Origin of the sequence: Pseudoduganella dura (assembly GCF_009727155.1) — a bacterium.
GTDB lineage: Bacteria > Pseudomonadota > Gammaproteobacteria > Burkholderiales > Burkholderiaceae_D > Rugamonas > Rugamonas dura.
Map to the genome: position 1 here is coordinate 451,850 of NZ_WNWM01000002.1, position 13,929 is coordinate 465,778.

Genomic DNA, 13,929 nt, shown 5'->3' on the forward strand with positions numbered 1-13,929 from the left:
ACGCCCGTCCTCGCGGGCACGGGCGTTGCGCGCCGGACAAGCCATTCTAATGTGGAATCATCCCCGTGAACACATAGGCCTGCAACATCGTCATGATGCCGACGATGACCGCGAACATCAGGCTGTGCCTGAGCGTGAAGCGGAACAGTTCCGATTCGCGGCCCACCAGCCCCGTCGCCGCGCACGCCACGGCGATGGACTGCGGCGAGATCATCTTGCCCGTCACGCCGCCCGTGGTGTTGGCGGCGACCATCAGCGTATCGGATACGCCGATCTGGTGGGCGGTGGTGCTTTGCAGCGAGCAGAACAGCGCGTTCGACGACGTGTCCGAACCGGTCAGGAACACGCCGAGCCAGCCGAGGAACGGCGAGAAGAACGGGAACGCGACCCCGGTGCCGGCCAGTACCAGGGCCAGCGTGGACGACATGCCGGAATAGTTGGCGACGAATGCGAATGCCAGTACCAGGCCGATCGACAGCACGGGACGGCGCAGTTCCACCAGCGTATCCCTGAAGGCGCGCAGGCCGTCGGCCGGCTTCATGCCCAGCAGGAGCATGGAGATCACGCCGGTGATCAGGATCGGCGTGCCGACAGCCGACAGGATGTCGAGCTTGTACACGGCTTCGTATGCCTTCGGCGCGGTCACGATGGGCGCGGTCTTGATGACCAGCTGGTCGAGGAACGGCACGGGCACCTTCAGTACCGTCCAGGCCAGCGGGCCCTTGGCGAACAGCGCCTTGAATACCGGCAGGCTCCAGAGCGTGACGATCGCCGTCAGGATGCCGAACGGCGCCCAGGCGCGCACCGTCCGTGCCAGCGTGTAGGGGGAACGGGTACGCCCGGCCGGCTGTCCACCCGCCGCCGCGCCGCCGCCGAAGCCGGACAACGCGGCCGCGCCGCCCGCCGTCACCATGCCGCGGGCGGCGTTCTTCGCCGTGGCCGGCTGCCAGACTTTCAGCAGCAGCGTCAACGACACCAGGCTGACCAGCGCGGACGTGATGTCCGGCAGTTCCGGGCCGATGAAGTTCGAAGTGAGGTATTGCGTGACGGCGAAACTGCCGCCGGCGACCAGCGCGCCCGGCCATACCTCCTTCACGCCGCGCAGGCCGTCCATCATGAACACGAGCCAGAACGGCACGAACAGCGACAGCAGCGGCAACTGGCGGCCCGCCATGGCGCCGATGTGCATCGCGTCGATGCCGGTGACCTGCCCCGCCACGATGATGGGAATCCCCATCGCGCCGAACGCCACCGGCGCGGTGTTGGCGATCAGGCACATGCCCGCCGCGTACAGCGGATTGAAGCCCAGGCCGACCAGCAGCGCGGCGGTAATCGCCACCGGCGCACCGAAGCCTGCAGCCCCTTCCAGGAAAGCGCCGAAGGAAAAGCCGATCAGCAGCATCTGCAACCGCTGGTCGTCGGTGATGGCCAGTATCGACGCGCGGATCACCGCCAGCTGGCCGGTGCGTTCGACCACCTTGTACAGGAACACCGCGGTGATGATGATCCAGGCAATCGGCCACAGGCCATAAGCGAAGCCGTAGCCGGCCGAAGCCAGCGCCTGCGGCACCGGCATGTCATAGGCAAGGACGGCGACGGACAGTGCCAGTGCCAGCGTGATCGCGCCGGCCACGTGGCCTTTCATGCGCAGCACCGCCAGCGCGGCAAAGAAGAAGATGATGGGTACCGCCGCCGCCAGCGCCGACAATCCCAGGCTGCCGAGCGGCGCGTAGACTTGATTCCAGGCCTGCATGATGTTCTCCTCCAGAGGGTTGGTTTCTTGTCATCCTGGAGGAAAGTGTAAGGGGCGCACCGGCGGTAAAACCGTCGCCGCCGGTTGAAATGAATTGACTGCATGCGTGAAAAACTTTCACCGCGGCGGCGCGGTGGTTCCGCTCAGGTGCTTCGGCTTATCCTGCCTGCGGATCGTGCTCCGGGATGGGCCGCACCACGAGGAACAGGTACGACATGGCGCCCAGGAAGGCGATGCCGGCGCCGGTGAGCAATGCCGGCACGAACGACCACGTTTGCGCGATGTAGCCGGTCAGCACCGGCGCCAGCGCGCCGCCGAGGAAGCCACCGAAGTTCTGCAGCGCGCCGAGCGATGCGACGCCGCTCGGCGGCGCCGCCACCGTGGCGAGCGACCAGGCACAGGCCGACGACGCGTTGGCGAGAAAGATCACGATCGAGATGCAGGCGATGGCCACGGCATTGCTCTCGGCCAGGGCCGCGGGAATCGTGAACGCCACCATGCCGAGCGTAGCCACCACTACCGCGTTGCGGCGGCCGGTGACCGGCGAAGCCGCGTGCCGGGCCACCCGGTCGGAAGCCCAGCCCGCCACCAGCGCGCCGACGAAGCCGCACAGGAAGGGAATCGACGCGGCGAGGCCGGCATAGGCCAGCTCCATGTGGCGTTCGGTGCGCAGGTAGCCCGGCAGCCATGTCAGGAATACCCAGTTGAGATAGACCGAACCGAAGAAGCCGAGCATCATGCCCCAGGTCGTCCGGTAGCGGAACAGCGCACGCCATGACGCAAAGCCCGATGCCGGCGCGGTCTTGCCGGCTTCGTCGATCTCCAGGTAGGCCCGCTCGGCGGCATCCAGTTCCGTGCGAACGGGATCGCGGTAGACGCCGATCCAGACGACTGCCGCGACGATGCCGAGCGCGCCGGTGGCGAAGAATGCCCAATGCCAGCTCGTCGCGGCGATCAGCGGCGGCAGGCACAGGGGCGCCAGGGCCACACCCAGCGGCGATGCCGAATTGAAGATCCCCGTGGGCGTGCCGCGCGAGCGGATCGGGAACCAGTTGCTGACGACCCGCGCCGCCGCCGGGAACTGCGGCGCTTCGCCGATGCCCAGTGCGATCCGCACGATCAGGAACCAGCCGAACGTGGAAGCCAGTCCGCCGGCGGCCTGCGCGAGCGACCAGACGACGAGGCCGCTGCCGAGCAGCCAGCGCGGCCCGACCTTGTCTACCAGTGCGCCCACCGGCAACTGGCACAGCGCGTAACTCCACGAAAACGCCGACAGCAGCACGCCCATCTCGCCAAGCGACAGGCCGAGGTCGGCGCGGATATATTCGTTGGCCACGGCCAGGGTGGCGCGGTCCAGGTAATTGATGACGCCGCAGATGACCAGCAGCGCGAGCGAGACGGCCTGGCTGCGGCGGATGCGGGGCGGGATGGCTTTGTTGGCCGGGTGATTGTGCATGTCGAAACGCAGCCTGCCGCCGTTGCGGACGAGCTGCCTGATAGGGAAAATGACGGCGAGTATAGTTCACCGGGGTTTGCGGGAACAAAAGAATTAGCGCCGTATGGTCGCCCCTGCGACCTGCAACGATCAATTCATATCGGCGCGATTAATCAGCAATGCCCGGCGGAGCACAAAACCCATGGACAGCGAGCCCAGTCCGCAGCGCCCTGCTGAAGCAGCGCCCCAAAGCAAAAAACCCCCGCCAGATCACTGGACGGGGGTTTCTCTATATAACAGCCTGACGATAACCTACTTTCACACTGGTTGCAGCACTATCATCGGCGCAAAGTCGTTTCACGGTCCTGTTCGGGATGGGAAGGGGTGGGACCGACTTGCTATGGTCATCAGGCATGACTTGTACGTAGCGTCGCTCCCTGCTGGGCAGCGCAGCTACTAATCTGGAAGAAGTAAAGTTAGGGTAGTTCAAGCTGCATCGTCAAACACAGGCAAATGCTCCATAACCGTCAAGGTTATAGGGACAAGCCTTACGGGCAATTAGTATCAGTTAGCTTAATGCATTACTGCACTTCCACACCTGACCTATCAACGTCCTGGTCTCGAACGACCCTTCAAAGAGCTCAAGGCTCTGGGAAATCTCATCTCAAGGCAAGTTTCCCGCTTAGATGCTTTCAGCGGTTATCTCTTCCGAACTTAGCTACCCGGCAATGCCACTGGCGTGACAACCGGTACACCAGAGGTTCGTCCACTCCGGTCCTCTCGTACTAGGAGCAGCCCCCTTCAAATTTCCAACGCCCACGGCAGATAGGGACCAAACTGTCTCACGACGTTTTAAACCCAGCTCACGTACCACTTTAAATGGCGAACAGCCATACCCTTGGGACCGGCTACAGCCCCAGGATGTGATGAGCCGACATCGAGGTGCCAAACTCCCCCGTCGATATGAACTCTTGGGAGGAATCAGCCTGTTATCCCCAGAGTACCTTTTATCCGTTGAGCGATGGCCCTTCCATACAGAACCACCGGATCACTATGTCCTACTTTCGTACCTGCTCGACTTGTCGGTCTCGCAGTTAAGCACGCTTATGCCATTGCACTATTAGCACGATGTCCGACCGTACCTAGCGTACCTTCGAACTCCTCCGTTACACTTTAGGAGGAGACCGCCCCAGTCAAACTGCCTACCATGCACTGTCCCCGATCCGGATGACGGACCAAGGTTAGAACCTCAAATGAACCAGGGTGGTATTTCAAGGTTGGCTCCACGAGAACTGGCGTCCCCGCTTCAAAGCCTCCCACCTATCCTACACAGATTGATTCAAAGTCCAATGCAAAGCTACAGTAAAGGTTCATGGGGTCTTTCCGTCTAGCCGCGGGTAGATTGCATCATCACAAACATTTCAACTTCGCTGAGTCTCGGGAGGAGACAGTGTGGCCATCGTTACGCCATTCGTGCAGGTCGGAACTTACCCGACAAGGAATTTCGCTACCTTAGGACCGTTATAGTTACGGCCGCCGTTTACTGGGACTTCAATCAAGAGCTTGCACCCCATCATTTAATCTTCCAGCACCGGGCAGGCGTCACACCCTATACGTCCACTTTCGTGTTTGCAGAGTGCTGTGTTTTTATTAAACAGTCGCAGCCACCATTTTATTGCAACCCTTTCACCCTCATGGAGTAAACCATTCAAGCTACCGGGGCGTACCTTTTCCCGAAGTTACGGTACCAATTTGCCGAGTTCCTTCTCCCGAGTTCTCTCAAGCGCCTTAGAATACTCATCTCGCCCACCTGTGTCGGTTTGCGGTACGGTCTCGTATGACTGAAGCTTAGAGGCTTTTCTTGGAACCACTTCCGATTGCTTCGCAGCACATGGCCGCTCGTCCCGTTCCCTTGAATTACGTGCCCGGATTTGCCTAAGCACCTTCTATGAAACAGAAACTGACTATTCCAACAGTCAGACAACCTTCCGCGATCCGTCCCCCCATCGCATCATACGACGGTGCAGGAATATTAACCTGCTTCCCATCAGCTACGCATCTCTGCCTCGCCTTAGGGGCCGACTCACCCTGCTCCGATGAACGTTGAACAGGAAACCTTGGGCTTACGGCGTGCGGGCTTTTCACCCGCATTATCGCTACTCATGTCAGCATTCGCACTTCTGATACCTCCAGCATCCTTTACAAGACACCTTCGCAGGCTTACAGAACGCTCTCCTACCATATCTATTGCTAGATATCCGCAGCTTCGGTGACTGGCTTAGCCCCGTTACATCTTCCGCGCAGGACGACTCGATCAGTGAGCTATTACGCTTTCTTTAAATGATGGCTGCTTCTAAGCCAACATCCTGACTGTTTTAGCCTTCCCACTTCGTTTTCCACTTAGCCAATCTTTGGGACCTTAGCTGGCGGTCTGGGTTGTTTCCCTCTTGACACCGGACGTTAGCACCCGATGTCTGTCTCCCAAGCTCGCACTCATCGGTATTCGGAGTTTGCAATGGTTTGGTAAGTCGCGATGACCCCCTAGCCATAACAGTGCTCTACCCCGATGGTGATACTTGAGGCACTACCTAAATAGTTTTCGGAGAGAACCAGCTATTTCCAAGTTTGTTTAGCCTTTCACCCCTATCCACAGCTCATCCCCTAATTTTTCAACATTAGTGGGTTCGGTCCTCCAGTGCGTGTTACCGCACCTTCAACCTGGCCATGGATAGATCACTTGGTTTCGGGTCTACACCCAGCAACTAGCGCCCTGTTCGGACTCGATTTCTCTGCGGCTCCCCTATTCGGTTAACCTCGCTACTGAATGTAAGTCGCTGACCCATTATACAAAAGGTACGCCGTCACGGAACAAGTCCGCTCCGACTGTTTGTATGCACACGGTTTCAGGATCTATTTCACTCCCCTCCCGGGGTTCTTTTCGCCTTTCCCTCACGGTACTGGTTCACTATCGGTCGATTACGAGTATTTAGCCTTGGAGGATGGTCCCCCCATGTTCAGACAGGATTTCTCGTGTCCCGCCCTACTTGTCGCATACTTAGTACCACCGGTCTGATTTCGCGTACGGGGCTATCACCCACTATGGCGCCTATTTCCAGAGGCTTCCACTACCAGTCCGACTATCATATGCAGGCTCATCCCATTTCGCTCGCCACTACTTTGGGAATCTCGGTTGATTTCTTTTCCTGCAGCTACTTAGATGTTTCAGTTCGCCGCGTTCGCCTCACACACCTATGTATTCAGTGAGTGATACCCTAAAAGGGTGGGTTTCCCCATTCGGAAATCTTCGGATCAATGCTCGTTTGTCAGCTCCCCGAAGCTTATCGCAGACTTCTACGTCCTTCATCGCCTGTAATCGCCAAGGCATCCACCATGTGCACTTATTCACTTGTCCCTATAACCTTGACGGCTATCGGTATCAAGCATTTACTACTGTGTTTTGATGAGCTTTATTACTACCCTGAACATGCGATGTCTCGCACGTTCAATAAAACTTTACTTCTTCCAGATTGTTAAAGAACGAAACAGCAGTAGTCTCTAAAAGACTAAACATAAAAGTGAACTCGTCACGCTTACGTTTAATATCTTGAGTAGATGCGCTGGTGGAGGATGACGGGATCGAACCGACGACCCCCTGCTTGCAAAGCAGGTGCTCTCCCAGCTGAGCTAATCCCCCAGGGATTTTCTTGTGCCTGATACGTGGTGGGTCTGGTTGGGCTCGAACCAACGACCCCCGCGTTATCAACACGGTGCTCTAACCAACTGAGCTACAGACCCGCGCTACAACACGATTGCGGTACTACTGTTTCTTCTTCATTCGACAGTCGATAAGTGTGGACGTTTGGTGAGCAAGGATTCCGAAGAACCGTGCCTACTCTAGAAAGGAGGTGATCCAGCCGCACCTTCCGATACGGCTACCTTGTTACGACTTCACCCCAGTCACGAATCCTACCGTGGTAAGCGCCCTCCTTACGGTTAAGCTACCTACTTCTGGTAAAACCCGCTCCCATGGTGTGACGGGCGGTGTGTACAAGACCCGGGAACGTATTCACCGCGACATGCTGATCCGCGATTACTAGCGATTCCAACTTCATGCAGTCGAGTTGCAGACTACAATCCGGACTACGATACACTTTCTGGGATTAGCTCCCCCTCGCGGGTTGGCGGCCCTCTGTATGTACCATTGTATGACGTGTGAAGCCCTACCCATAAGGGCCATGAGGACTTGACGTCATCCCCACCTTCCTCCGGTTTGTCACCGGCAGTCTCATTAGAGTGCTCTTTCGTAGCAACTAATGACAAGGGTTGCGCTCGTTGCGGGACTTAACCCAACATCTCACGACACGAGCTGACGACAGCCATGCAGCACCTGTGTTACGGTTCTCTTTCGAGCACTCCCAAATCTCTCCGGGATTCCGTACATGTCAAGGGTAGGTAAGGTTTTTCGCGTTGCATCGAATTAATCCACATCATCCACCGCTTGTGCGGGTCCCCGTCAATTCCTTTGAGTTTTAATCTTGCGACCGTACTCCCCAGGCGGTCTACTTCACGCGTTAGCTGCGTTACTAAGTCAATTAAGACCCAACAACTAGTAGACATCGTTTAGGGCGTGGACTACCAGGGTATCTAATCCTGTTTGCTCCCCACGCTTTCGTGCATGAGCGTCAGTCTTGACCCAGGGGGCTGCCTTCGCCATCGGTGTTCCTCCACATCTCTACGCATTTCACTGCTACACGTGGAATTCTACCCCCCTCTGCCAAACTCTAGCCTTGCAGTCTCCATTGCCATTCCCAGGTTAAGCCCGGGGATTTCACAACAGACTTACAAAACCGCCTGCGCACGCTTTACGCCCAGTAATTCCGATTAACGCTTGCACCCTACGTATTACCGCGGCTGCTGGCACGTAGTTAGCCGGTGCTTATTCTTCAGGTACCGTCATGAGGCACGGATATTAGCCGTACCCTTTTCTTCCCTGACAAAAGAGCTTTACAACCCGAAGGCCTTCTTCACTCACGCGGCATTGCTGGATCAGGGTTGCCCCCATTGTCCAAAATTCCCCACTGCTGCCTCCCGTAGGAGTCTGGACCGTGTCTCAGTTCCAGTGTGGCTGGTCGTCCTCTCAGACCAGCTACTGATCGTCGCCTTGGTGAGCCTTTACCTCACCAACTAGCTAATCAGATATCGGCCGCTCCAGGAGCACAAGGCCTTGCGGTCCCCTGCTTTCATCCTTAGATCGTATGCGGTATTAGCGTAACTTTCGCTACGTTATCCCCCACTCTTGGGCACGTTCCGATATATTACTCACCCGTTCGCCACTCGTCAGCGGAGCAAGCTCCCTGTTACCGTTCGACTTGCATGTGTAAAGCATGCCGCCAGCGTTCAATCTGAGCCAGGATCAAACTCTTCAGTTTAATCTCTGTTTAAAGTCATTGCTGACTTGTCTTGAATTCCCACCATTGGCGGAAATTCACTCTCAAGATACTGACGAACCTTCTTGCGAAGGTTACGTTTATTTCTTGTGAGCGTTTGATGCTATATTTTGAGCTGTCGGGGCCGAAGCCCCGGGCACATCATCAAACGCCCACACTTATCGACTGTTGATTGTTAAAGAATTCTGCGCTTTTCAGCGATTCTGCTAGTTCGACAAAGCGTTGTGTTTGTCAGCAGAGGAGCGAGATTATCTGGTGTTTCGTGATAACCGTCAAGCTTCTTTTTGCCCCGCTTCAACTTGCCGTCGTCACTTTCGTGCTAATGCGTTGCTGCGAGGGACAGAACTATAGCAAACGTGCCATCCGTCCGCAAGCCCCTTCCTGAAGCATTTTTGCAACGTCACGCGCGGCGCGTGCGCAATCCGTCGACTTCCGCCCGAAGCGCGGTACGGTCGGCATTCAGCGCTTCGAGCTGCGCACGCAATGCCTTGAGTTCGGAAGCATAGTTATCCCGCGCGGTAACGGCGCCAACCAGGTCCATTTCCGCGGCCAGCCGTGCGTCCGAATCGGTCGCGGCCAGTGTCACGCTGCGTTCCAGTTGCGAGCGCAGGTCGGCCAGCTGGCGATCCTTGCCATCGATCGCCAACTGGTCCTTGGCCTTGCCGACCAGCGCATTGCTGGCGACTTCGCGCGCATCGCGCAGCTCGATCGTCAGGCGTTCGATCTGTTCACCGCGCTCGGCCGCCAGGGCGTTCGCCGTCGACAGCTGCGCGAGCAGATCGTCACGTTCCGCTTCGAGCAGCTCTCCCGAGCGGGCCAGTGCTTCCAGGTCGCTTTCGGCCTGTGCCAGCTTGTCGCGATTGCCCGCCCCGGACTGTTCGGCGAACTGCCGCGCCCAGTCGGCCAGCGCCACTGCCAGCGGCTCGGGAATCTCCGCCTTCGGTACTTCGGCGGGCGGCACATTGTCCGCGCGCCAGGCGGCGAGCTGCTTGTGGATGGCGTTGGGTGATCCGCTGCCGCCGATTGCGTCGCGCACTGCCTCGACCGTTACCGGCTGGCCTTCGTTATGCAGGGCGCTTGCCGCCGCTGCAACTTCGTCGAATGTGGGTGTCTGGTCCAGCATGTTTTATCCGTGTCGTGAAGCGCGCAGCTTACTACAGATGCATCCTGGAAGGCACGAGCTTGGGATGCACTGCTCAGGAGGCTGATGCCGGGCGGACCTGGACGGTGGGTGACAGGCGGCGTAGCCGGTGCCGGCCTTCACGCCTGCTGCGACGCGACCAGCGCCACGCCCTCGCCTTCTCCGGTGCGCTGGATGCGTACGATGTGCAACGCATCGGCATTCTCGACCAGTACGCACGCCTTGCCGGTGCGCTTGCAGTGATCCTGCACGCGCCAGTAGGCGCCGTGGCTCATGCAGCCGGTCTGGCAGATCACCAGGTCGGCGGCCGCCAGATCGGCTTCCAGGCCCGCAAAGTCGTCGGCGGGCGATGCCGGCGCGGTTGACGTGCCCGCGCGTTGCGGTGCCGGCTGCCGGTCGCGCCGCTCCAGTTCGTCCATCAGCTCCCGGACACGCGCCTGCAACGCTTCCACGTTCCGTGCCAGCGTGACGCGTTTCGCAAGGCCGGGCATGGCGCGCTCCAGCGCGGCGCGGTCTTCCCTGGCCCAGGCCAGCGCGGTGGTGCGCTTGACCAGCTCAGCCCGCAGTTGCACCGTTTGCCCGTTCAGCCTCTCGATCTCGCGCGCCTGCGCCTGGATCTGCCTGGAACAGCGCACCTGCACCTCGCCGTATGCACGCAGCAGCGCGGCATGCTCCTGCAGCAACTGGTCCAAATCTTCGGCGGGAACCTGCATCTTGTATTTCCTTTGTTGAATCGTGGCACGGGCGCCCCATGCATTTTAAATGCGAATGATTATCATTACAAGGAAAGCACTCTTCATTTGTCCTGCGTCATGAAATGTCCTGGGGCCTGACCCGAGGACATTGCTTGATCTGACGCAAAGGTTACGGCGCTCGCAATACCGTCAGGACGCCAACGCGGCTGGCGCCCGGGTCCGCTTCCTGTGACTCGCGCGCGGAGGCGCACGCAATAGCTGGCGAATACGTTCGTCACTTCGGCGCGGCCGATCCGGAAGCCGCGCATCGTTTCGCGGTGCGCCATGGCTGGCCGCTCGTCCGGGCAGGCGCGCCTGAAGCTGGATTCCGTCAATCCAGCCGGTTCAGCCGTTCAGCGTAATGAACCCGCCATCGATCGGATAATCGCTGCCGGTGATGAACGACGCCTCGTCGCTGCACAGGTACAGCGCGAGCGCCGCCACCTCGTCCGGCTGCGCCATCCGCCCGATCGGCTGCGTCTTCGACAGCTTCTCGAACATCTCCCCTTCCCGGCCCGGGTAATTCTTCGCCAGGAAGCCGTCGACGAACGGCGTGTGCACGCGCCCCGGGGAAATCGAATTGCAGCGGATGCCGTCCCGCAGGTAGTCCTTGGCCACCGACAGCGTCATCGCCATCACCGCGCCCTTGGCCGTGGAATAGGCGAAGCGCTCGGCCACGCCGACCCAGGCGGCCACCGACGCCATGTTGACGATCACGCCGCCGCCGTTGGTGCGCAGTTGCGGGATTGCGGCATGCAGGCAGTTGTAGACGCCTTTCACGTTGACGGCCATCACGCGGTCGAAGTCGCCTTCCGCGGTGTTGTCGGCCTTGCCGATGTGGGCGATGCCGGCGTTGTTGACGAGGATGCCGAGCGGGCCGATGGCGTCGAACGCGGCCAGCACGTCGGCCTGCACCGCCACGTTGCAGGCGTGCGCCGTGGCCGTGCCGCCTTCGCGGCGGATTTCCTGCGCCACCTCGCGGGCGGCGTCCTCGCCGATATCGAGCACGTGGACGGCGGCGCCCCGGGCGGCGAGCAGCTTCGCGATGGACCGGCCGATGCCGCTGCCGGCGCCGGTGACGACGGCCTTCCTGTCGTTCAGATTAAACACGTTTCAATGCTCCATTGGTGAGGGGAGGAACCGGCGCCGCCCGGCGCTCCGCCGCGAGCACCGTGCGGGCGAACCAGGCAACGACGAGGAAACACACCAGCGGCACCACGTAGCCCAGCTGGATGCTGTGCGTGACATCGCTGACGAAGCCGAACGCCAGCGGCAGCAGCGCGCCGCCGACGATCGCCATGATGATCAGACTGCTGCCCATTTCCGTGTCGGCGCCGGCATCCCTGATGCCGAGGGCAAAAATGGTCGGAAACATGATCGACATGAAGAATACGATGCCGATCACGGCCGCCACGCAGGCGATGCCGCCGGCGAACATCGTCACCGCCGCCAGCAGCGTGCATAGCAGCGCATGCACCAGCAGCAGCCTGGCCGGCGCCACGTACCTCATCGCGCAGGTGCCGGCGAAACGCCCGACGACGAAGGCCACGCCGCAGCCCCAGCCCAGGTAATCGGCGGCAGCGACGTGCGACAGGCCCGCCGAGTCGGCGGCGAACAGGATGAAGAAGCTGAACACGCAGACCTGCGCGCCCACGTAGAAGAACTGCGCGATGACCGCGCGCCGGACCGGCCCGCGCCGCCACGCCCGCGCGATGGCGCCGGCGGCCGCTTCGTGCCGCCCATCGCACGCGTCGGGCCTGTGGGGGCGATCCGGTTCCGGCAGGCGGATGAACCAGAACACGATGGCGATGGCGAAGATCACCAGGCCCAGCACCAGGTACGGCCCTTTCACGCTGGCCGCTTCGGCCGCCAGCGCCGCCGTTCGCGCGCCGGCGCTCATCGCCTGCAGCTGCTGGTCGCTTGCCCCCTGCACCAGGATCAGCCGCGCGCCGACGATCGGCGCCACCGCGGCGGCCAGGCCGTTGAACGACTGCGCCAGGTTCAGGCGCTGCGTGGCGCGTTCGGGCCGGCCCAGCAGCGCGGCATACGGATTGGCCGCCGTTTCCAGCAGCGTCAGGCCGCACGCGATGATGAACAGCGCGGCCAGGAACACCGCATAGCGGTGGGTATCGGCTGCCGGGATGAACAGCAGCGAGCCACTGCCGAACAGCAGCAGGCCGGCGATGATCGCGGGGCGGTAGCCGGCGCGGCGGATCAGCATGCCGGCCGGCAGCGCCATCACGAAGTAGGCGACGTAGACGGCCGAATCGACCAGCGCGGCCTGCAGCACCGTCAGGCTGAACGAGCGCCGCAGGTGCGGAATCAGGATCGGATCGAGGTTGTGAACGAAGCCCCACAGGAAAAACAGCGTGGTGATCATCACAAAGGCGAACTTGTACGAACGCCGGGGGGAAAGTTCGGTCATGTCCAACGTCTCCAGTGGGGGCCGCGTACATTGCGCGGCCCTGTTCGTTCCAGACGATTCCCTGCAACCTTCGCCGCGCCGTGCATGCGCGGCGGCGCGGCGCTATGCGTCGAGCAGCTCCGCGTTCCACGCATGCACGGTCTGCCGCTGCTCGCCCAGCCCGGTGATGCCGAGCCGCATCACGTCGCCGGCGCGCAGGTACACGGGATCGGGCTTCTGGCCCAGGCCCACGCCGGGCGGCGTACCGGTGCTGATGATGTCGCCCGGGTGCAGCGTCATGAAGCGGCTGATGTAGCTGACCAGCTGCGCCACCGTGAACACCATCGTGCGCGTGCTGCCCTGCTGGTAGCGCCTGCCGTTCACTTCCAGCCACAGGTCGAGGTCCTGCGGATCGGGCACTTCGTCGGCCGTGACCAGCCACGGACCGACGGGGCCGAACGTGTCGCAGCCCTTGCCCTTGTCCCACTGGCCGCCCCGCTCCAGCTGGTACTCGCGCTCGGACACATCGTTGACCACGCAATAGCCGGCCACGTAGTCGAGCGCGTCGGCTTCCTCCACGTAGCGGGCGCGCGTACCGATCACCACGCCGAGCTCCACTTCCCAGTCGCTCTTGACGGAATCGCGCGGCAGCACCACCGCATCGTTGGCGCCGGCGATCGCGCTGGTGGCCTTCATGAACAGCACCGGCTCGACGGGCACCGCCATGCCCGATTCGGCCGCATGGTCGGAGTAATTCAGGCCCACGCAGATGAACTTGCCCGTATCGGCCACGACCGGCGCCAGGCGCACGGGCGCGGCGGCCGGGGCGGGCAAGGCGCGCCAGTCCAGCGATTTCAAACGCGCGAGCGATTCCTTGCCCAGGTAAGCCGATTCCACGTCGGGAATGTAGCCGGACAGGTCGCGCACGCGCCCTTCGGGGTCCAGCAGGCCGGGTTTCTCGTCGCCCTTCGGGCCGTAGCGCAGCAATTTCATGGGGTTTCCTTACATTGACGTT

7 protein-coding genes, 2 tRNA genes and 3 rRNA genes are annotated in these 13,929 nt (G+C 60.8%); all 12 read right to left on the bottom strand.

The window, feature by feature from the left end:
• Window positions 1–46: 46 nt before the first annotated feature.
• Window positions 47–1,753 carry a lactate permease LctP family transporter gene (locus GJV26_RS02145; RefSeq protein ID WP_155707269.1) on the bottom strand — a complete coding sequence of 569 codons (1,707 nt, stop codon included), beginning with the start codon at window positions 1,751–1,753 and terminating at the stop codon, window positions 47–49.
• Between the two features lie 157 nt (window positions 1,754–1,910).
• Window positions 1,911–3,209, bottom strand: a complete 1,299-nt coding sequence (locus tag GJV26_RS02150; RefSeq protein ID WP_155707270.1) for an MFS transporter — start codon at window positions 3,207–3,209, stop codon at window positions 1,911–1,913.
• A 278-nt stretch (window positions 3,210–3,487) separates the two neighbouring features.
• Window positions 3,488–3,600, bottom strand: a 5S ribosomal RNA gene (gene rrf / locus GJV26_RS02155).
• A 125-nt stretch (window positions 3,601–3,725) separates the two neighbouring features.
• Window positions 3,726–6,600 (bottom strand): 23S ribosomal RNA (locus tag GJV26_RS02160).
• Window positions 6,601–6,806: 206 nt separating this feature from the next.
• A tRNA-Ala gene (locus GJV26_RS02165) sits at window positions 6,807–6,882 on the bottom strand.
• A 24-nt stretch (window positions 6,883–6,906) separates the two neighbouring features.
• Window positions 6,907–6,983, bottom strand: a tRNA-Ile gene (locus GJV26_RS02170).
• 103 nt (window positions 6,984–7,086) lie between these two features.
• Window positions 7,087–8,617, bottom strand: a 16S ribosomal RNA gene (locus GJV26_RS02175).
• Together the 16S, 23S and 5S rRNA genes with 2 tRNA genes alongside form the textbook arrangement of a ribosomal RNA operon.
• Before the next feature lie 418 nt (window positions 8,618–9,035).
• Window positions 9,036–9,758, bottom strand: coding sequence for a DNA-binding protein (locus GJV26_RS02180; RefSeq protein WP_155707272.1), 723 nt, complete (start codon window positions 9,756–9,758; stop codon window positions 9,036–9,038).
• A gap of 137 nt (window positions 9,759–9,895) precedes the next feature.
• The gene (locus tag GJV26_RS02185; RefSeq protein ID WP_155707273.1) at window positions 9,896–10,489 is read right to left on the bottom strand and encodes a DUF2325 domain-containing protein; all 594 of its coding nucleotides are present in this window, start codon (window positions 10,487–10,489) and stop codon (window positions 9,896–9,898) included.
• A 366-nt stretch (window positions 10,490–10,855) separates the two neighbouring features.
• Window positions 10,856–11,620, bottom strand: coding sequence for an SDR family NAD(P)-dependent oxidoreductase (locus tag GJV26_RS02190; RefSeq protein WP_189442254.1), 765 nt, complete (start codon window positions 11,618–11,620; stop codon window positions 10,856–10,858).
• Window positions 11,613–12,935, bottom strand: coding sequence for an L-fucose:H+ symporter permease (gene fucP / locus GJV26_RS02195; RefSeq protein WP_229419143.1), 1,323 nt, complete (start codon window positions 12,933–12,935; stop codon window positions 11,613–11,615). Before fucP ends, GJV26_RS02190 begins: the two co-directional genes overlap by 8 nt.
• 102 nt (window positions 12,936–13,037) lie before the next feature.
• Complete coding sequence (locus GJV26_RS02200) at window positions 13,038–13,907, bottom strand: fumarylacetoacetate hydrolase family protein (protein ID WP_155707275.1); 870 nt, start codon at window positions 13,905–13,907, stop codon at window positions 13,038–13,040.
• Window positions 13,908–13,929: the final 22 nt, after the last annotated feature.

Coding starts and splice junctions, on each gene's coding strand:
- GJV26_RS02145 (WP_155707269.1), bottom strand. CDS start 1,753: ATGCAGGCCTGGAATCAAGTCTACGCGCCGCTCGGCAGCCTGGGATTG.
- GJV26_RS02150 (WP_155707270.1), bottom strand. CDS start 3,209: ATGCACAATCACCCGGCCAACAAAGCCATCCCGCCCCGCATCCGCCGC.
- GJV26_RS02180 (WP_155707272.1), bottom strand. CDS start 9,758: ATGCTGGACCAGACACCCACATTCGACGAAGTTGCAGCGGCGGCAAGC.
- GJV26_RS02185 (WP_155707273.1), bottom strand. CDS start 10,489: ATGCAGGTTCCCGCCGAAGATTTGGACCAGTTGCTGCAGGAGCATGCC.
- fucP (WP_229419143.1), bottom strand. CDS start 12,935: ATGACCGAACTTTCCCCCCGGCGTTCGTACAAGTTCGCCTTTGTGATG.
- GJV26_RS02200 (WP_155707275.1), bottom strand. CDS start 13,907: ATGAAATTGCTGCGCTACGGCCCGAAGGGCGACGAGAAACCCGGCCTG.